Source organism: Rhodococcus sp. 05-2255-1e (genome assembly GCF_002259025.1).
Taxonomy (GTDB): domain Bacteria; phylum Actinomycetota; class Actinomycetes; order Mycobacteriales; family Mycobacteriaceae; genus Rhodococcoides; species Rhodococcoides fascians.
The window spans coordinates 259,449-279,593 of record NZ_NOZE01000033.1 but is presented as its reverse complement, the minus strand read 5'-3'; the positions used below and the strand labels follow the sequence as shown (position 1 = coordinate 279,593).

Sequence of the window (20,145 nt, the reverse complement as noted above, 5' to 3'; positions counted from 1 at the left end):
GGCGTCCGCCGACGCCATATAGTCAGCGATCCCTGCTCTTCGATCCGACCAGAACCGCACCCAGCACTGTTGCGTCGACCATTCCCATCTTTTCCGTCACCTTCGCCAAGTCGGTCGTTCTGGTCCGCCCACTTCGCGCGAGCAGCACTGCCCCGTCGCACGCAGCAGCCAGCAACGCCGCGTCGGTGTAGCGGAGGGCGGCCGGGGAGTCGATCAACACGAAGTCGTACAGCCCGGACAGGTCCCTGATCAACTTGCGAAACGTGGGAGTGCTGAGCAGTTCACTGGGGTTGGGGGGAACAACCCCGGCGGGCATCACATGCACGTTCTCGTGCGTCGACGTTGCGATCGCCTGGTTCGCGCTCACCTGATGAGTCAATATGCTCGACAGTCCCACATCGGACATCACCCCCAGGTGACGAGCGAGCTGAGCCTTACGTAGATCGGCGTCGACCAGAATCACCGAGTGCCCGGCCTCGCCCAGTGCGACGCCGAGACCGACCGCGGTGACAGTTTTTCCCGCACCGTCCTCGGCACTGGTGATCACCATCGAACGTGGCGGATTGTCGATACCGAGGAACTGCAGGTTGGTCCTCAGTTCTCGCAGGGCCTCCGACGCCTCGATGTACTTGTCGCCGAACAACACCGGGGTGGCGCTCTTCTTGATCTTGACGAACGGAATCCCGCCGACCACCGGGCACGAGACCGAATCACCGAGTCGCGTCCGGTCGTTGACGGAGACGTCGAGGCGGTCGCGGAGCACCGACACGATCAGACCCAAAAACAGGCCGCCGACGAGACCGATCAGGATATTTCGGCCCCACAGGGGCGAGACTGGGCTCGTCGGTACGGCGGCTGACTGGACCACCGTGGCCGCTGCCGGAGACCCTTCACCCTCCGAACCCTCCAATTCGGACACCAACCGACTAGTTTGCTCGGCAACGGAATTGGCCAGGTCCGCCGCTCTGTCGGCATCGGAATCCAGGACCGACAGGTCGAGCAGGACCGAGTCAGGGACCGGAGTAGCCGTCACGCGCTCCATTAGCTCATCGGCACTCATATCCAAGTCGAGGGTGTCGATCGTTCGCTGCGCCACCTGTTTCCCGGCAGCGAGGCTCGCGTAAGAGGTGACGCGTTCCTTGGCGAAAAGATTGTTCTGGTAAGCCTCGCTCGCCGATGCCCCACCCGCGGCACCGACGAACAACTGTGTCGATGCCTGGTACAGAGGCGTGCTGAGAGCGCTGGCAGTGGCAGCCCCGAGCACCGCGACGGCAACGGTAACGCCTATCGAAACCCAGCGCGACCGCCAAATCCTCAGGTACTCACGGATGTCCAACGCGAAGCGCTCCTGCCGAATCCTTCACACGTGACACCGGGCGGTACCACCAAGGTCGAATAGTAGATCTTGTTTCACCCCACGCGCAGAACCAACATCCATTCCGAGGATTATCGACGATGTCGATGACATTCATTTCGTATGCGCTAACTAATTTTCACACCACTGCGTTCACTGCACGCGAACGACGTGTACGTGAAAAGATAAGCCAGCCGTCGGGGCGGATACATCAGGGCGCGAGAGGCGAGCATGAAGAGTGCGTTGATAACCGGAATCACCGGACAGGACGGGCTGTACCTATCAGAGCTCCTCCACTCCAAGGGATACAAGGTCTACGGTTTGGTACAGGGCCAAAACAATCCAAAGCGAACGTTACTGGAGAAATCGCACCCGTTCGTGGAAATCCTCTCCGGCAACCTACTGGACCTGTCGTCACTGATGCGCGCCTTCAGCGACGCCCAACCCGACGAGGTCTACAACCTCGGCGCAATCTCCTTCGTCGCGTATTCCTGGGAGAACGCGCGTCTCACCACCGACGTCACCGCAGGCGGCGTACTCAACGTGCTCGAGGCACTGCGCTTCTACCAGGACAGCTCCGGCAAACACGTGCGGTTCTACCAGGCATCGAGCAGTGAGATGTTCGGCAAAGTCCAACAGGTACCGCAGAACGAACACACCCTGCTCTGGCCGCGCAGCCCCTACGGCGTAGCCAAGGTCTACGGGCACTACATGACCATCAACTACCGCGAATCCTACGGACTGCACGCCAGCTCGGGCATCCTGTTCAACCACGAATCACCCCGCCGCGGACCGGAATTCGTCACCCGCAAAGTCTCGATGGCCGTCGCCCGCATCTCGATGGGACTACAGGAGAACATCGCCCTGGGCAACCTCGACGCCAAACGCGACTGGGGCTTCGCAGGCGACTACGTCGAAGCCATGTGGCTGATGCTCCAACAAGACCACGCCGACGACTACGTCATCTCCACCGGTGAAACCCACTCCATTCGTGAGCTACTAGACCACGCATTCGCCGCAGTCGGCATCGACGACTGGACAGCCAAAGTCCACGTCGACCCCGCCTTCATGCGCCCCGCCGAAGTCGACCTTCTGATCGGGGACGCCACCAAAGCACGCAGCGTCCTCGGTTGGAAGCCCACCCTGGATTTCCCGGACCTCGTGGGGCTCATGGTCCGTAGCGATCTGGAACTGCTGCGCGCCGAGCGCGCCGAGGGGCCGGCCCTCCGGTGAGCCCCCGCGCACTCATCACCGGCGTCGCCGGACAGGACGGCAACATTTTGGCCCGGCGACTTACGGAACTCGAATACGAAGTAATCGGCACCGTGCAGCCGGAAACCGACCACTCGGATATAGACGATATTTGCGGACTTTCCGTCGTCGAAGTCGAACTACGCAACGAAAATGCATGCCGTCGGATTGTTTATGACACCGAACCAGACTTGGTGTTTCATTTCGCCGGAATATCCTCGGTTGCGTATTCATGGAGCCATCCGATCGAGACCACGGCTGTGAACGGACAGTCGATTGTTGCAATCATCGACTCACTACTGGATCTACAGAACACGACCGGCATAGACCGCGTTCTGGTCAATGCCTCGAGCGCAGAGATATTTGCCGGAACCCCGTCCTCTCCGCAGGACGAAAACACAGCTATCGCCCCACTTTCCCCCTATGGAGCAACCAAGGCGTTCAGCCACCACATCGTGCAGATGTATCGCGCCCGGGGCCTGCGGGCCAGCAACGCAATCTTCTACAACCACGAATCCACTCTTCGGCCACATCGTTTCGTGACACGCAAGATCACCGCAGCAGCAGCGGCCATTGCGCACGGCCACCAGTCGACTCTGGAACTGGGAAATCTCGATGCTCGTCGCGACTGGGGGTGGGCCCCCGACTATGTGGATGCGGCGCTGCGTATGGCCGGACACGAGACCGGTGGTGACTTCGTCATCGCCACCGGCGAAGCCCATTCTGTACGAGAGTTCGTCGCGGCCGCATTCCATGCCGCGGGGATCGAAGACTGGCACTCCTTCGTCACCACCTCCGACGCGTTCGGCAGGCCCGCGGAGTCTGCGGAAATGGTGGGCGACGCAAGCAAAGCCAAGGCAGAGCTGGGGTGGGAGCCCACCAAACGATTTGCCGATGTCGTCGCCGCGATGGTCGAACACGACCTGGCGCTGATCGAGGGGCAGTTGCGATGACCGATGTCTATGAGAGCAGTCGCAGGACACAGTTCGGCGAGCGGATCTTCAACTGGGCTATCACCCGTATCCCCTCGCATTGGATCCGGCAGACATTTCTCCGGAGGTTCGGAGCCACGATCGGGACCAACACTTCGATCATGATGGGCACGACGGTGCTGGGTATCGATCGCCTCGTGATCGGAGACAACTGTTCCATCGGATTCGACTGCATGCTCGACGCCCGCGGCGGCCTCAGCCTCGAGAACAGTGTGGTGCTGGCGTCCGACGTGCATATCATCACCGGCCAACACCTCGTCCACAGTGACGACTTCGCGATAGAGCTCGGTCCTGTCCGGATCGGCCATCACGCCTGGATCGCCAGCAGGGCCACCATCCTTCAGGGGTTGACCATCGGCGACGGCGCCGTCGTCGGCGGATGTTCACTGGTGCGAAAGTCCGTCGCAGATATGGAGATCGTGGCCGGGATCCCCGCCAAAGTTGTCGGAACCCGCACATCGACTCTGGACTACCACCCTGTCTTTCGACCCCTGCTGTACTGACGAGAAGGCAGAAGATCATGGCTCCCCTCGCCGAGACCCGACTCGTCTACATCGCCCCGTCCGCAGGCCGAAGCGGTGTGGGCGACTATGCCGACGACTTCCTCGATTCGGTCCGCGATCACTTCCTCGAAGTGATCGAGTACCGCATCGCCACCGACGGTGCCGAGACCGTCCGCGACGTCCTCACCAACGTCCGTGCAGTGCGTGCCTCGGTGCTCGCGGCCGAGAAGCGCGGCCCCGTAATCGTGCACTTCGAGCAGAGCGCCGGATCGATCTCGACGTTCTGGGCCTCGTGGCTCCCCCGCCGTATCCCGGTGACCTCGACGGTGCACGACGCCCCCAACCCGGCGTGGTGGCCGTTCAAGACCAAGCTGCTCTATCGATTTCGGCTACTGCATCACGCCGTGCATTACCCCACCCGACCCCTGATCGCGGCACTGCAGCGTCGAGCCACGAGGGGCCGCACCCTGTTCGCGCTCACGAGCATCGGTGCCGACAACGTGGGCATGCAGATGACCGGTTCCACCGCGGTGGCCTCGCGTATTTTCGTACCGGCGCGCGGCGAGCTGCCCCCGCTGGCCGAACGACCTGCCGCCGTGGGCATGTTCGGCCACGTCTACAAGGGCAAGGGATTCGAGCTCATCGGCCGGCTGCGCGAGCAACTCGATGATTCGATCGGAATCGTGGTGGCCGGACGCGGCACCGACACGCTGCCCGCCACCGAGGGCGTGCAGGTTCTGGGCGAGGTCAACGACGAGAAAGAAGATGCCTTTTTCGCCTCCTTCCGCTTCTTGATCGTGCCGTACTCCAAGGACAATCCGTACGGAAAGGTATGGGCCGCATCGAGTGCGGTGTCCCGCTCGTTCGCCTACAACACCCCGATCATCTGCATTCTCGACGGCTCGTTGGTGGAGACCGCGTCCGAAGGCGGGGCGATCGGAGTCGAGGGCGGCATCGACGCCATTGCGGCCAAGGCGAATTCGATCATCTGTGACGAGGGCCAGCTCCTTGCCAGTGAGGCCGAAGTTCGCACACTACGGCAGGCCCGCACCATCGACCGGTGCGCACAGCCCTTCCTCGACGCCTGGGCAGACCTGTAGCCATGCCCAGAGTCATTCCGAACAGCAACATCGTCCGCGCCGGGCTCGCCTCGTTCTGGAGCTACAGCGGACGAGTGTTCGGTCTGCTGTGGACAGCGGCGATGATTCACACTCTCGGTGTCGGCGAATACGGAATCTACGCAATGGGATTCGCCGGTGCAGCACTGCTCAACGCTCCGCTCGACAACGCCTTCTTCGTCCGGTCGCTGCGGGTATCCGAGGACGACTTCCAGCGTGAACGATGCCTGCGTGTGCTGTTCGGTACCGCGATCGCGGCCATCGGGATCGCCGTGTACACCCAGTGGTACGTGGCCGGATTCGCGATTGTCGTCGCCGCAGGCGAGCTGCTGTTCAACACCTTCAAGAGCAGCTACCTGCGGGAGAGCAGACCGGATGTCACCATGCGGTTCGACGCCGCACGACAACTCGTCGCCATCGGCCTCGGCGGCTCGTACCTGTACCTGGCACAGGATCCGCAGCTGTACGTTTCGAGCACGCTGTACCTGTTGCCGTACATCGTGATCTGGTGCGCCACCCTGAGGTTCGTACCGGGACACGCACCCCAGATGCCGGGCCACCGACGCGAGATCACCCTGCTGTCCTCCGAAGCATTTGCCGCCGCGGCATACGCATCGGGCGACGTCCTCATCATCGGGTACGTTGCCGGATCCGATGCGGCAGGTTATTACTCGGTCGCGATCGTCACCGCCCTGGCCATCGCCTCGATCGGTCAGAATTACGCGAACACCTTCGTCAATTCGCTGCGAGATGCGCGCGGCCACATCGATTCCGCTCCCCCGGTGAACAACATCGTGAAGGTATCGCTGACGACGGCCGCGGCGATGGCAGCCGTGGGCGTCGGAGTGCTGCTGTGGGGAGGCTACGACGACGTCGGCTACGTGGCAATGATCCTGTCGCTCTTCGTCTTCGGTCGATCGGTCAACTTCGTGTTCACGATGATCCTGTCGCTACAACATCGAGATGCACTGAGAGTGCGCACCACAGCCAGTGTGGCGGCGCTGAAGGTGGTCTCGGTGTTCGTTCTGGCGCATTGGCTCGGTGGGTACGGCGCAGCCATCGCGTGCGTGTACTGCGAGTTCGCCATGCTCCTCGTCTACCGTCGCGCGATCTACGTACACCGTCCTGCGGAGGTGAAACCGTCGTGAAAGCGACCTTCCTGCTGGCGAAGGATCCCAGCCACGAATCCACCGGCGATCTGACCATGGCGAGACTGGTGATGGGCATTGCCGCCGAGTCCTACGACGTCCGGGCCATCTGCCTGTCGACTCGGCCCGAGAGCACGGCCGACGGCTGGCGGCGAGTTCCCAAGGCCGACGCAGATATCAAGACCATCGCCCTGCGCAGCGCTCGCTACCGTAAGAGTCTGGTGCACAGCAGGTTCGACATCGACTCCGTCGTCGCCGCCATCGACGACACCGATTCCGACATCTTCGTCGCTGACCACACCTACATGGCCGAGCCGTTCCTCCGCTCCACCAAGGCCGGCACCATCCCCCTTGCCGTCAGCACAGTCGTCTCCGAGACTCTGGTGTGGAAGGCGACCCGGGGCCTGATCGGAAAGCTCGATTCCACGCGCATCCTGCGCGACGAACTGCGCGTCGCCCGCGGGGCGTACACCGTGGGCACCTACGACGAGGACGAGGCCGAGTTCTACCGACGCGCAGGTATCGCCCGTACATACTGGCTGGATCTGACACTCCCTCCCAAGAAGCAAGTGAACATCGCGAACTCCGGCAATCGATTGGTGTTCTTCGGAGATCGCACGTGGCCTCCGAATCAGGAGGCCTACAAGATTCTGCTGGGCTGGTGGCCGCAGATCTGTGCGGGCATCGACGATGCCGAGCTCTGCATCGTCGGCACTCCCCATCCCGACGCGGACGATCTCGACCTGCCCGACGGGGTCCGTGATCTCGGATTCGTCGACGATCTGGCCGGCTTCCTCGACACCTGCCGCGCGCTCGTGGCACCGATCGCTACCGGGGGCGGCGTCCGCGTGAAGATTCTCGATGCAGCCAGCCGCGGTCTGCCCGTCGTCGGTACTCCCGCGGCGGTCGGCTCCCTGTCCTCCGCTCTGGGCATCGAGGGCATCGCCGATCCGGCGGTCGCCATCGAACGGTGTCGCGAATTCCTGCTGGACCGGTCGGCCGCTGTCGCCGCAGGCCGCGAGCTCTACGAGCGAGGCGAGCAACGTTGGCAGAGCCGGGTGCCGCACGACTCGGTGCACGGTTGGCTCAGACCGTGCTGAATCGTGCGGCACTCGGGGCCGTGTTCATGACAGTGGTGTTGCCCCTGGTGCTCGGCATCGGGTTGGGTAGCGGCCAGAAGCTCGGCCTGACTCTCGGGGCCGCGCTCATCGCCGGTCTGGCCGCAGTCACTGTCGCTGTGGTGCAACCACGCTGGTCCTACGTGGGCTTGGCGTTCAGCGCGGGATGTGCGCCTTTCGCTGTGCTCCCAGGCGCGGGTCTACCCATCGCGTTGCTGATGGTTGTAATGGTGTGGATCTCTGCGATGACACATCCGATCGAACTCGGCCCCATCGACCCTGTCGAGATCACCGTGCTGATTCTCATCGCGGCATCCTTCGTTTCGCTGATCGCCACGGCGGTAAGGATGCAGGACATCACCGAGTTCACTCGGTGGCTCGTCGCAATGTCGGTAATTTTCCCACTGCTGCGGTTGCCGAAGGATGATCTACGCCGCTTCGGCCGCGTCTTCGTCTATGGCGTCGGCACCGGATCCGTCTTCGCGCTGGCTATGTTCTTTCTCGACAAGTCCGGCTCGTGGATGAACCACCTCGCCCCGTTCGGATACGGAAACACCGGCATCATCGGTACGCACCTGCGCTTCTACCAGGACGGCATGACGCAGGTCGTGCGGTTGACGGGAACCTACATCGATCCCAACGTCGCCGGGATCTTCACCCTCGTGGGACTGACCCTCGCGTGTGCACTGCTACGCGGTCGGCAGCGAATTGTCTATGCCCTCATCATCGGCGGAGCCTTGGTGATCACTCTGAGCAGAAGTGCCATGTTCTCCGTAGTCGTCGCCGCAGTCGCGTTGCTGATGTTCCAGAAGATGCGGGCCGACAAGCGCATCACGATCATTGCCGGCTGCATCGCCGCGGCCGCTTCCACCCTCGCTGTACCCGCTGTTGCCGATCGAATCTTCGATTCCTTCTCAGCTTCCGATACCGGCACCCGCGCCCGCACCGCAGCCCTCTCGGATTTCCCTGCTGCCATGGAGGGAAACTGGCTTTTCGGCAAGGGCTGGGGAATAGACGAATTCACCAACGAGGTGGCGGGGTACAACGCCAACTACGTCGCGAACTCGCCGCTGGTATCGATCTATCGCGGGGGCATCTTCGTCGGCCTTGCCTTCGTCCTCGTCCTCGTCGCAGGAGCCGTCCTCGCGCACCGAAATGCGCGGAAGGAACCCTGGGAAAGCGGGGTGGCCGGGGCCGGCCTCGTGGGCTTCTCGCTGGTAGGGCTGCAGCTGGACTTTCCCGTCGTCACCAACCCCTCGGTGACGCTCGCATTCGTCGTGTTGCTGACCTTCGTCGCGGCAGATGCTGTGGAACCAACTGACGACTCGAACATCTCAGCGCAACAGCCACTTCCGTTCGTGGATAAACCCGTTGCACCGCCAGCGCCACCGCGAAAGGTGAACAAGCACCATGCCTAAGCACTCACTCGAGCACATGCGTCAGCAGACAGCACCCCATACGCCAGGCTCCGAACCGCCGAAGCAGACATGGCTCAGCGGACTCGAGGGACCTCGTGGGATCGCATGTCTGTCAGTCCTACTGGTGCACGTATCGGCCCACTACGCCCCCAACATCGTCGACACCATTCGCATCGACTTCCTGGGACAAGGGCTGACGTTCTTCTTCGTTCTGTCGGGTTTCTTGCTCTACCTGCCATATGTACGAAAGCTGTTCGCGGGCAACACACAACCGTCGACTCGGCGCTACTTCATCGCACGCGTGCGGCGCATCTTTCCGGCATACCTGTTCATTTTCCTGGTCACCAACTTCATCCTGCAGGCCTCGTATGTGGTCAATCCCGTCAGTGTCGGATGGACCACTTCGGACGCCGGAACGGGCATGATCACCAACCCCTTTCATCTGCTGGCTCAACTCACCCTGACCCAGTCCTTCTTCCCGTCGACGTTGCAGACCGGACTGAATCCCTCGTGGTCGTTGACCGTGGAACTTACCTTCTATCTGCTGCTGCCGCTGATGGCGATGGGGACATTCTGGCTCAGCCGCAAGACATCGATATCGACTTTGAGACTGGCGCTGATCGCCCCAGCCGTTCTGATCGTCGTCGGTGCCGTCACCACCTCCGTCGTCATCGCGCTTCAGAATGCCAACCCACAGCTGACACCCCTGGAGCGTTTCTGGGGTCCGAACTGGATCGCCGTTCTATCCCGTAGCTTCCTGGCCCTCGCAGACAACTTCGCCATGGGCATGATCGCTGCCGTCGTGTACGTCGCTATCGGCGGCGGGGCACTCAAGGCGTGGTCGACGATTCGCATCCAATTCGCCCTTGGGATTACCGTGCTCGTCTTTCTGGCAACAGCGCTCTGCTGCTTCGTTGTTGCTCCCCGTGTGATGGCCACGCCGTTCGCGATCGCCTCCGCCGCCCTGGTCCTGCTGATCATCACCCCGCTCGCGCGCGGCGAGCACTCTTCGATTGCCGCAGTGACAGATTGGCGTCCGATCAAGTACGTCGGAACCATCTCGCTGTCGATCTATCTGTGGCACTATCCGGTCATGTTGCTCGCCGAGCGAGCAGATATTCCAGTACCCGCCACCTACTTCGGCGTGCTCTGGAGCTTCGCGGCTCTCTGCGGCGCCACGATCGCCATCGCAAGCCTCACCTACGTGGTGATCGAAAGACCAGCGATGCGATTGTGGGCGTAGCCATATGAGTAGGTCTGGCCGCCAGGTCGTGTCACGTCGCTTCTTCATCGGAACGGTGGCCGCCGGGTCAGTGGTGGGTGCCCTGGCTATCGCTGGATCCGATTCACCAACACGGACGCTCGGTCCCGCGGAGAACCCACCAGAGACCGCACCCGTCCCAGTCGGGTATTCCACAGGCTCGAGTTTGCTGTTCGGTGCCACCACAGACGTAGATCGAACACTCGACGTCATAGCCGCCTCGCACGGCACTGTCGTACGCATCGACATCATGTGGCATGTCGTACAGCCGAACCCGGCGACATACGACTGGAGCATGATCGACTACGTGGTCACCGCCGCGCGGGCACGGAACCTGAACATCCTTGGCGTCCTCTGGTCGTGTCCGACGTGGGCGGGTTACGGAACTGCTCCCACGGTGACGACCCGGCCCGCGTCCGCCGCGGCATTCGGTGCCTTCGCCGGTACCGTCGCCGGGCGATACAACGGCCAAATTTCGGCGTACGAGATATGGAACGAGCCCAACGGGCGGCACTTCTTCGCACCGACGCCGGATGCCGCCTTCTACACATCGATGGTTCGCGCCGCCTATCCCAAGATCAAGGCAGCAAGTCCGACTGCCACGGTCGTTGCCGGCGCGATGGGGCCAGCTGACAACAGTGACGGCAAAGTGCATGCGATCGAATTTCTGAACCAGATGTACACCGCGGGACTACACGGCCACTTCGATGCACTCTCGTTTCACCCCTACGACTACGCAGCACCATTGGCGATCGGTGCACTCTACGACAACTCTCCGATGCGTCAAATGGTCGAAATGCACTCGATCATGAGACGCTACGGGGATGGAGACAAGAAGATATGGATTACCGAATATGGCGCTCCGACAACAATATTGACGCCACAGCAGCAGTCCGACCTGATCATGAACACGTTGCTGCAATGGACCGAAGTCTCGTATGCAGGTGCCTTCTACATCTATACCGTACGAGACGCGAACTCGAGCAGCAACGATGACGAGGACCGCTTCGGGGTAGTGAACACCGACTACTCCGGCAAGTCTGCCTTGGCCACGGTCGCCACGCTTCAGCTTGCCGGTCTTCCGGCCCGGCAGGAAGCGATACTGTTCGGGGCCAATCGGGACTCACCGCTCGGAGCGCCGATCACGCCGGTCTACGAGATGGGCGGAGGCTTCGCGCAGGAGCATGTGAACGGCACTCGCTTCCTGACCAACAACGGTTGGTTCAGCTCTCCCGTCCCCGTCGGCTCGATTGCGCGCCGTTGGCAGTTGGTGCCCATTGCACCTTTCGCCAACGGAACGCAGGACTTCGACAACCCCGCCGGCTTCCGCGTCTTCAGTCACGCCACTTACGGAACCCACGCCGTCCATGGGGCAATTCTCGCGGCCTGGACAACAGCACACGGTTTCCCCACCACGGACGAGTACCCCTATGCAGACGGCGTTGCCATCGACTTTGTGAACGGGCGAATCGCGTGGTCACCGACGACGGGGACCACTTCTTCCTAGGTCAGCGGCACATGACACAAATAGAACCACCATGCAGAGGGCAAATCCACCCGGCGCGATCAGTACGCGCCTTCGCTCTTGGCGACCGCAACAGCGGTCTTCGCGATGATGAGCAAATCGCCTGTCATGGACCAGTTCTCGACGTACGAGAGATCCAGACGCACGCTTTCTTCCCACGACAGATCAGATCGGCCACTCACCTGCCATAGCCCGGTGATGCCCGGCTTGACCAGCAATCGTCGCCGCACTTCGCCGTCGTAGGTTTCGACTTCTCTGCGCAGCGGCGGGCGCGGACCCACCACACTCATCTCGCGGGTGAGGACGTTGACGAACTGCGGAAGCTCGTCGAGGCTGTATTTGCGCATCACCTTGCCGACGGATGTGACGCGGGGGTCGTCGCGCATCTTGAACAGCACGCCCGCACCCTCGTTGAGGGCAGCCAGATCCTGCACCCGCTTGTCTGCGTCCTGCACCATGCTGCGGAACTTGATCATCTGGAACGGCTTGCCGTCCATACCCATTCGCTCGGACTTGTAGAAGATCGAGCCCTTGCTGGTGAGCTTGATGATCACGGCAAGGGTGAGCAGAATCGGCGAGATCACCAGCAACACCGACGCGGCGAAGACGAGGTCGAAGGCCGTCTTCCCGAATTTCTTTGCCCCGTTGTACTGCGGCTTCTCGACGTGGATGAGCGGAAAGTCCGAGACCGGCCGCATCACCAGTCGCGGGCCGGCGACGTCCATGACGCCGGGAGAGACGACAAGATCGACTTTCTTCTTCTCGAGGTCCCACACCATCTTTCGCAGGCCGTGATGGCCGATGTGCTCGGTTGCCGTCACCGCGACGGTGTCTGCGCCGGAGACCTCGATGGCCTCGACGACGCTGTGCTCGTCCCCCAGCACCGGAATGTCTATGCCGTCGATGGTGAAGGACGCGGCGCTGCTGGGCTCGTAGTTGGGCAGGCAGATGCCGACCACGCTGTACCCGGCTCCGGGAGAACGCTCGAACGACCGCGCCATCGACAACGCCGAACTCTTACTTCCGACGATGAGCACCGCCGTCTGATACTCACCGCGCGCACGCTTGCGAGCGACCACCTTGCGCCATCCCCATCGACTCAGCAGCAACCCGATCAGGCCGACGGGAAATGCGATGGCGAGATACAGACGCGCGATGTCGAAGCGAAACAGCAGAGACAGAATTGCCACGGTGCCGAAAAGCCGGAACGTGGCCGAGACGATGCGGCGATACTCTTCCGAGCCATTGCCGATGACCCGAGGGGAACGGGTGCGGAAGATGGAGAGGAACGTCGGCCACAGCACGGCGAGGGCACCCGATACGCCGATGTAGCCGGCAATCGACCATGGATTGCGAAAGTCGATCTCACCGAAACGGATGATCTGCGCAACCGTCACGGCGAGGAAGACCACCAGCGTGTCGGTGATGCGCAGTCCATCGATGTAGTGCGACTCCCACTCGCGACGGGAGGTCACCTTGCGCAACCGCCGAGCGTCGCGTCGAGACACGACCGATCCCAGCGCGCCCGAGCCGCTGATCGCCAACTGATTCCCCTATGCATCCGCTGTATCGCGCCCTGCGCGATCGACACGACTGCGTGCCACCCCACGGAGCAGACTAGCTGGTCCTACTTGCTTTGTCCTGATGAAGATCGGCAGGTAGACGCAGTTCGTTACATGTTTTTGCGGGATTGCCTCGACGTGTCCGCTACGTTGCAAACGGCTCTCGGAACTCCCCCTCGGGAGGTTCCCGCCCATTCATTAGCTCCGAATCGTCAGATCGAAGTCAAGGGTTGTCGGTCGAACGGAGGACCGATATCGAGGTGCTAACGTGTGGCGACTTCGGGGGGAGCGTTGTGAGTCTGAAAATGCGTCTACTGCGCGTCGCGGCGTTACTGGGACTGTTCTTGGCGGTCGGCTACCTGCTACCCAAGCTCGGCCCACAAGCACCGAACTCGTCCCAGGGCGTCACCGCGCCGACGTCGGAAGCAGCCACAACGCTGCCGCCGACGGGAACCACGACTGCCTCGAAGCCTCCGCCAGGATTTCCGTCCATGGAATTTGCTCCCCCGGAGAACGACGTTCCGGACGGCGACCCGATCCCCATCGACACCAAATACGGCATCCGCTACACAGTGCCGGGAGACTGGCAATTTCAGCGGGGTGGGGTTATGGGGTGGGAGAACGACGAGGAGTCACTGCGCTTCGGCGACTTCGCGGAGTTCGAATACGACTACTGCCCCGAGTTTCGGGACGGAGTCTCGAAGGCAAGCACCGGAATCACCGGCCGTAACGAAGTGGACGTGCAGACTGCGGCGTTGGAAGTGAGTCGTCGAACTGACATCATTTTTCGGCGGGCCCCCGACGACGACGCCGTTATTCAGTACTCGGAGCCCATCAACCTGCAGATCAATGACGCACCGGCGGTTCGGTACACCGTCACTGCATCGAACCTCCTGCAAGAGTACGACTGCGATCCACCAGCGGCATCCATCGACATTGTTGCAATGCAGGGCTTTTCGAATGCGGCCATCGCCGTGTTCATGGTCTTGGCCGAACAACAGACAGACCGGTCGATCTCGCGCGGCACGATCGACGACATCATTGCCAGCCTTAGTCGAACGCCAGGGGATTGAGGATTCGCATGGACGAGAAATTCAGGGCCTTCCCCGAGGAGATTTCCGGCCTCGGACGTCTGGTGTCCGAGATCAGCAGTCAGACGATGAAGTCGTACAAGTACTTCAACGAGAATGCCGTTCCCGATGCGGCCGAGGCGGGAGCACTCCTCGGGACGCTCGTTGCACCCCTGGAGGGCATGAAAGACATCTGGCTCGGCAGGCACGTTCACCTGGCGGTCAATTGCGGAGAACTCGGCAACAATCTCAACACCGCGGCATGGCTGTACTCGGATCAGGACCAAAGAAACTACGAAGCGCTCAATCGACACACCCACGGCCTTCCGGTCGGTATGCCCGGATACGACCCCGGCGACGCGAATCGCGCCGCGACCGGCAGCGTCGACGACTACTCCGACGTCGTCGACTACGGCCGGCCCGAAGGAATCGACTACCCGGCCCCCGCGACCTTCCCCGACGACTTGGCGGCCGTCATCGCCGATGCAGCAGGGTGGCTCGGTGATATCGACAACGCCATCGAGCACCTGATCGGACACAGCCCGTTGCAAGAATTGGTCCGCCCGGTCGGCGGAAACTGGAATGACCTCAGGCGACTCGGGGGTGCCTACCGCATCGCCGGTGAGGCGATGGAACACGGCGGCGAAGCACTGGCTGGTGGGACCTCGCGGGTGGATCCGAAATGGAACGGATTGGCAGCCGTGGCCTACAAGGACTACGCCGTTAAGCAAGTCGAGGCCATGAAGTGGGAGGGTGGGTGCGGGCGCGTAGTCGAAGCCGTCGCAGAACGAGCCTCCGAGGAGATAAGGGAGTCTGCCCACGCGTTGGTCAGAACAGTCCGTGAGATGGTCGAGAAAGAACTGGATCTGACCACCGGCGAGAAAGTCGCAGAATTCTTGGTCAAGAAAGCCGGGATTGCTGGAATCACTTATCAGCTCTATCGCGTCTACGACATTCTCCGCACCGGATACAACCTGGCGATGACGCTCTACGAGTCGATCCGGATAGGCATCGCGGCGCTGAAGGAGTTTCTCACAATCGTCGCCAGCCCCAGCGGCTACATGAACGAGCAGTTCGAGCAGAAGCTCGCACCGGTTACCAAGTGGCTCAACCGAGCAGATCTCGCCAAGGATATCTTCACCACCGCCGATGCGGGCCCGATGTACCACGTACCGCAGGACCCGTACTCGTTGGGCACCGATAAGCAACCCTGGGCAGATGCATGATGGAGTCCGACGATCCCGTTCTGCGCCAAGCACTTCGGAAGATGACCGACATCTTCGACACTATGGCCGAGACCCGCGCCCGCGTCCAGCGCACCCCGCTGCCCTCGTTCGACCAGCCACGCATGGTCGACAGTTCGATGATGTACGACATCGCTTCACTGCCAGGGGCGTCCGCGGAACTGAAGGCCTATGCGGAGCGGGTGGGTGCGGGCGAATGCCGTTGGAACGAAATCGAAACCCTTTCCGTCCCAGTGCCACCGGAAGTCGCCGAGTTGAAGCTCGACCCCATGCTCATCTGGTTCCCCGCATCTGCTCCGTCCACACCCGACGACGAACCGCCATACAGAATTCCGTGGCAGTAGCCCTCCTACTCGGCGCTCGGGAACACGCTCCGGTACTCCCACATCCGCTGTCCCAGTTCCCGTTACCCCTCGCCGTAGTAGTGGATCTCGGTCTCGTTGTTGTATAGATTCCTCGACCCGGGGACGTAGACCACCGATGCCCGACGCCGCGGGGTATCGGCGTGCACTGCGTCGATCACGGGGTGACTGTGCTCAGCGCCGGGTTGGCCACCATCATGGATTTCGGGCCGTGGACCGTGGCACCGGTGACGTTCCTGCGGCAGATGTATGCCGCGGGTGCCACCGGAACCGATCCCGCCGACTCCGAGCAGAACTTCGGACTGCTGCGGGCGGACTTCACCCACAAGCTGGCATTCGACGTGGTGCGGGGTCGTTGCGCTGCAATTCCCGCTCCACTCTGGGGCCTGTGTCGCGGAATCCCCGCTGCTGAACCGTCGAGTGGAGCGTTCTGTGCGACGACTCTGTCGGCATGCGTCGCGTCGGATTGTCACAACTTCTGATGGGCGTCGCGGCCGCAGGCGCGTGTATCAACCTGAACCCGTTGTTAGACAGCGATATTGGAAATTAACGGCTGCCTTACCGACCCACAGGGAGCGGGGACCATCCGCAGCCATTACAACTCGATCGATCCCTCGATCGGCCGGCGGGATCGGTGCAGCGAGTGTCGCACTCGAGCTTCGACGGCGGCGCCGCGATCTGACCGCGCCCGGATCATGCCGAGCAACACGAGCGCTGCGGCTACCGCGGTGATGGCGAACCCCGCTACGGTGACTCCGGTTTGGAACGAGGCCGCTTCGTCGGCACTCCACGTTGTAGACGAGATGTTGCCCGTGAAGAGCGCCGCAAGGATGGTGCCGGTGACAGCGATCCCGATGCCGGTGGCGACCTGGCTCGACGTATCGACCATGGCGGCACCGATTGTCGTGCGGTTCTCCGGAAGGCCGGTCATGACATTGGTACCTGCGACGACGCCGACGATGCGCATCCCGACGGCGACGAGAACGAGGGCGAGCGCGATCCAGACATAGCCGAAACGGCTACCCCCGGCGAAGACGGCGAGGCCCAGAACGACCGCCGCCGCGCTGATCCAGGCTGCGTGGTTCATCCCCACCCTGCGCAGGAACGGTGCGACGAGTCGGCCGCTGAAGAGCAACACGAAGACCTGAGGGAGCATCCCTATCGATGCGAGAGCCGGCGACCAGCCCCATGCGAACTGCAACTGAAGGGTGACCATATAGCCGAGGCCTGCGATTGCCAGACCGGAAGCGGCTTTGTAGGCGAGGCCGCTGGACACGAGGGGGAGGGCCACGAGCTCGAGGTCCAGGAGCGGGAACGTAGCGGTGCGTGCGCGGACGACGAAGAGGACTGTCGCTGCCGCGGCACCGGCAGTTGACGCCCATGGCATCCACGAACCTGCGCTCTGTTCGACGAACAGGGTCGGCGCTACGAGCGCCAGGACGATGGTGGCCGTGCCGAGGAGTGCCCCCACAACGTCGAGAGGGTCGCGGTGCAACTCCTCGGGGAGGTCTTCGGCTACGCCCATGCGGATTCCGATGAATGCAAGGATCGCGATGGGTACGTTCATCAAGAGTAAAACCTGCCAGGGCGCGAAGGCCAGAACGAATCCGCCGACGGTCGGCCCGACCGCCAGTCCCACCAGGCCAACCGTCGAGATGAGGGTGAGCGCCCTCACGCGTAGCGACTCCTCATCGAAGAGTCGGAAGGCCAGCGCCATGGAACCGGGGGTGGTCATCGCCGCAGCGACACCCATGACGGCACGGACTGCGACGAGTTGCTCGGGTGTTGTGACGAGGACGGTGGCAGCGCTGGCGACGGCCAGCAGCGTCAGTCCGAGCAGCATCACACGGCGTCGGCCGAATTGGTCTGCGATGGCGCTGAACAGCAGCATCAGTCCGCCGAATACAACCGCGTAGGCACCGGTGACCCACTGGAGCGCGGTGGTCGACGCGTCGAGTTCACGCCCGATGGTGGGAAGAGCAACGTTGAGGATGGAGTTGTCGAGCATCTCGAACAGGAACACGGCCGAAAGTCCGGCTAGAGCCACCGCCGCGGCTTTCAAGGTGTGCGGACGGTGCCGCGGCGAGGGGACGTGCGCCTCGTCAGTATTGTGTGTAGCTCGCTCTTTTTTCGGGCTCATGGCACCTCTCCGGTCAAGGGAGAAGTGGCGGCTCGATGGAGCGGCGTGCGAACGCGGCTGACAGCCAGCGCTTTTACTTCCGGTGCAGTCAAATTAGCAGGCGATCGGATCAGCAGCAACCGAACATGCCATCTTCACGGACCGCTCGCCTCGGCTCGGCTGACCACGGACTTACCGCCCGCGTTCGCCTTCGATTGCCGAACCGTCACTCAACCACCGCCGACGAGCACCTGAAGTGGGTTACCTCTGGCCCCTCCAACGTGAAGGGTCTCAATGCGAGAGCACAAGGTGGGCGGAGACGCCCGATGATCGAATACGTGGATGTCAGTGACGCGAATAGTGCGCCCATTGAATACACTTCGTGCAGGGGCCACCGCGCCCAGAGACAGGGTTGATGCGAGCACCGCCTCGCCGCCCGAACTCTGTGCAAGGAGATCGATAATGAGTGCAACCACCGTGGGCTTCGGCCGCATCGCAGCCACGATTCCCGTCACCGACATACAGCACTCGATCGAGTTCTATCGCGACGTGCTCGGCATGACCGTGACCTTCACCAACGGCAGCCCGCCCGGATTCGTCATCATCCGGCGAGATGCCGCCGAACTGCACCTGACCTTGGTGAGCGGACACCGAGCTGGAACCTACAACGTTGCGCACCTGATGGTCGAAGACGCAGTGGGCCTCTACGAGCACCTGGTCGAACACCAGGTGCGCATCGTCAAACGTCTGCGCGACGCCGACTACGGACTTCGTGGCTTCGTTTTCTGCGACCCGGACGGGAATCGAATCGACGTCGGGCAGCCTCTCCAGTAGCGGCGGATCGCGTGATTGCCGCTTCGGCCCGCCGACGGGCAGCTGAAAGTGATCACCTCTAGGTGGGCGACGATGTCAGAGATAATTGTGCGGGGAAAGCGGCGCGCCTCGCTCAGTAGTAGGTTCCCATCACGGTGCGGACTTCGTCCAGGGTCTGCTCTGCAATCTCATTGGCGCGCTGGTTTCCCTGGCGCACTACCGACTGCACGTAGCCGGGATCGGCGGCGAGCTTTGCCCGTCGACGGCGATGTTCTGCAAGGTACGAGTTCACCGCCTCCGTCACAAGGGTTTTCAATGCGCCAGCCCCTCCGGAGCCGATTTCAGCAGCTATCGCGTCCGGTTCCCTGCCCGTGCACAGGCCCGCGACGGTGAGCAGTGCTGACACTCCCGGTCGCGTCTGCGGATCATAGGAGATGTGTCGCTCAGAGTCCGTGGCCGTTCGACGTACCACCTGAGCTGTCTGGTCCGGTGTCATCGACAGCGTGATCGCGTTGCCGAAACTTTTCGACATCTTGCGCCCATCGAGGCCTGGAACGTCGGGACTCGAGGTCAGCAGTGCTTGTGGTTCGTCGAACACCGCGGCGTATCGGTCGTTGAAGCGCCGTGCGATGACCCTCGCCATCTCGATGTGAGGGAGTTGGTCCTTACCGACGGGGACTACGTTGGCCTTGCAGAACAAGATATCCGCCGCCTGGTGCACCGGATACGTCAGCAACAGACCGCCCAGGGCGCGGCCACTGGCGGCCAATTCGGCTTTCACTGTCGGGTTTCGATGAAGTTCGGCCTCGGTCACCAAGCTCAGGAACGGGAGCACCAGTTGATTGAGAGCGGGTACCGCCGAATGTGTGAAGATCGTCGACCTGTCGGGATCGATCCCCGCCGCCATGTTGTCCAAGGCCGCGTCGTGCACGTGCCGTCGCACGTGCCCGATTGCATCGCGGTCCGTAATTACCTGGTAGTCGGCCAGGACGATCATCGTCTCGACACCGAGATCTTGCAGTCGCACGCGCTCTCGGATCGTCCCGAACAGGTGCCCGAGATGCAATGGCCCGGTAGGCCTTTCCCCGGTCAACGTGCGATACCGGCCCGGATCGGCCGCGATATTCGTGGCGAGCACGTTGCTGCGCTCGACACTGGAGACGTAGGTGTTGGTGCTCATTAGAAGACCTCTCTGCACGAACGGAGCGGGCTGTATCAGCCGCGCGTCTGGTCCGTACGAGAGATCAGCGGGCTGAGATACAGCCCGCAGGACATGGTCGACCGGGC

Annotated in this window: 18 protein-coding genes; 14 read left to right on the top strand and 4 right to left on the bottom strand. The window is 62.2% G+C overall.

The features are described from left to right. Positions 1-22: 22 nt before the first annotated feature. Positions 23-1,336, bottom strand: coding sequence for a polysaccharide biosynthesis tyrosine autokinase (locus tag CH262_RS20310; RefSeq protein ID WP_094718284.1), 1,314 nt, complete (start codon positions 1,334-1,336; stop codon positions 23-25). Between the two features lie 249 nt (positions 1,337-1,585). On the opposite strand from CH262_RS20310, the gene CH262_RS20305 reads away from it, so the two are divergent. From CH262_RS20305 to CH262_RS20265, 9 genes are read left to right on the top strand one after another with little or no spacing between them, the layout of a single operon-like run. Further along, on the top strand, positions 1,586-2,587 hold the full coding sequence (locus CH262_RS20305; protein ID WP_094718283.1) for a GDP-mannose 4,6-dehydratase: 1,002 nt from the start codon (positions 1,586-1,588) through the stop codon (positions 2,585-2,587). Continuing rightward, positions 2,584-3,558 carry a GDP-mannose 4,6-dehydratase gene (locus CH262_RS20300; RefSeq protein WP_094718282.1) on the top strand — a complete coding sequence of 325 codons (975 nt, stop codon included), beginning with the start codon at positions 2,584-2,586 and terminating at the stop codon, positions 3,556-3,558. Before CH262_RS20305 ends, CH262_RS20300 begins: the two co-directional genes overlap by 4 nt. Beyond that, a complete protein-coding gene (locus CH262_RS20295) occupies positions 3,555-4,100 on the top strand; it encodes an acyltransferase (RefSeq protein WP_057474320.1) in 546 nt (181 codons plus the stop codon). Before CH262_RS20300 ends, CH262_RS20295 begins: the two co-directional genes overlap by 4 nt. A 17-nt stretch (positions 4,101-4,117) precedes the next feature. Next, the gene (locus CH262_RS20290; RefSeq protein ID WP_094718281.1) at positions 4,118-5,200 is read left to right on the top strand and encodes a glycosyltransferase; all 1,083 of its coding nucleotides are present in this window, start codon (positions 4,118-4,120) and stop codon (positions 5,198-5,200) included. 2 nt (positions 5,201-5,202) lie between these two features. After that, complete coding sequence (locus tag CH262_RS20285) at positions 5,203-6,366, top strand: lipopolysaccharide biosynthesis protein (protein WP_094718280.1); 1,164 nt, start codon at positions 5,203-5,205, stop codon at positions 6,364-6,366. Continuing rightward, entirely contained in the window at positions 6,363-7,466 is a 1,104-nt protein-coding gene (locus tag CH262_RS20280) for a glycosyltransferase (protein ID WP_256988889.1), read from the top strand. Before CH262_RS20285 ends, CH262_RS20280 begins: the two co-directional genes overlap by 4 nt. Beyond that, the gene (locus CH262_RS20275; protein ID WP_094718279.1) at positions 7,412-8,902 is read left to right on the top strand and encodes an O-antigen ligase family protein; all 1,491 of its coding nucleotides are present in this window, start codon (positions 7,412-7,414) and stop codon (positions 8,900-8,902) included. Before CH262_RS20280 ends, CH262_RS20275 begins: the two co-directional genes overlap by 55 nt. Beyond that, entirely contained in the window at positions 8,895-10,145 is a 1,251-nt protein-coding gene (locus CH262_RS20270; RefSeq protein ID WP_094718278.1) for an acyltransferase family protein, read from the top strand. Before CH262_RS20275 ends, CH262_RS20270 begins: the two co-directional genes overlap by 8 nt. Positions 10,146-10,149: 4 nt before the next feature. After that, the gene (locus CH262_RS20265) at positions 10,150-11,670 is read left to right on the top strand and encodes a cellulase family glycosylhydrolase (RefSeq protein WP_094718435.1); all 1,521 of its coding nucleotides are present in this window, start codon (positions 10,150-10,152) and stop codon (positions 11,668-11,670) included. 59 nt (positions 11,671-11,729) lie between these two features. Here CH262_RS20265 and CH262_RS20260 read toward each other — a convergent pair whose 3' ends face one another. Further along, a complete protein-coding gene (locus CH262_RS20260) occupies positions 11,730-13,226 on the bottom strand; it encodes a sugar transferase (RefSeq protein ID WP_373453798.1) in 1,497 nt (498 codons plus the stop codon). A 317-nt stretch (positions 13,227-13,543) separates the two neighbouring features. On the opposite strand from CH262_RS20260, the gene CH262_RS28190 reads away from it, so the two are divergent. From CH262_RS28190 to CH262_RS20240, 4 genes are all read left to right on the top strand, one after another. After that, the gene (locus tag CH262_RS28190; RefSeq protein ID WP_256988888.1) at positions 13,544-14,323 is read left to right on the top strand and encodes a hypothetical protein; all 780 of its coding nucleotides are present in this window, start codon (positions 13,544-13,546) and stop codon (positions 14,321-14,323) included. An 8-nt stretch (positions 14,324-14,331) separates the two neighbouring features. Beyond that, positions 14,332-15,546, top strand: coding sequence for a hypothetical protein (locus CH262_RS20250; RefSeq protein ID WP_094718277.1), 1,215 nt, complete (start codon positions 14,332-14,334; stop codon positions 15,544-15,546). Next, on the top strand, positions 15,543-15,908 hold the full coding sequence (locus tag CH262_RS20245) for a hypothetical protein (RefSeq protein WP_094718276.1): 366 nt from the start codon (positions 15,543-15,545) through the stop codon (positions 15,906-15,908). Before CH262_RS20250 ends, CH262_RS20245 begins: the two co-directional genes overlap by 4 nt. 182 nt (positions 15,909-16,090) lie before the next feature. Continuing rightward, positions 16,091-16,408: a hypothetical protein gene (locus CH262_RS20240; RefSeq protein WP_141214919.1), complete on the top strand. Its 318-nt coding sequence runs from the start codon at positions 16,091-16,093 to the stop codon at positions 16,406-16,408. Positions 16,409-16,521: 113 nt separating this feature from the next. Here the strand turns inward: CH262_RS20240 and CH262_RS20235 are convergent, their stop codons facing one another. After that, positions 16,522-18,066: an MFS transporter gene (locus CH262_RS20235; RefSeq protein WP_094718275.1), complete on the bottom strand. Its 1,545-nt coding sequence runs from the start codon at positions 18,064-18,066 to the stop codon at positions 16,522-16,524. Between the two features lie 441 nt (positions 18,067-18,507). On the opposite strand from CH262_RS20235, the gene CH262_RS20230 reads away from it, so the two are divergent. Continuing rightward, positions 18,508-18,879, top strand: a complete 372-nt coding sequence (locus CH262_RS20230; RefSeq protein WP_032374932.1) for a VOC family protein — start codon at positions 18,508-18,510, stop codon at positions 18,877-18,879. 112 nt (positions 18,880-18,991) lie between these two features. On the opposite strand, the gene trpS is transcribed toward CH262_RS20230, so the two are convergent. Then, on the bottom strand, positions 18,992-20,038 hold the full coding sequence (gene trpS / locus CH262_RS20225) for a tryptophan--tRNA ligase (RefSeq protein WP_032392178.1): 1,047 nt from the start codon (positions 20,036-20,038) through the stop codon (positions 18,992-18,994). Positions 20,039-20,145: the final 107 nt, after the last annotated feature.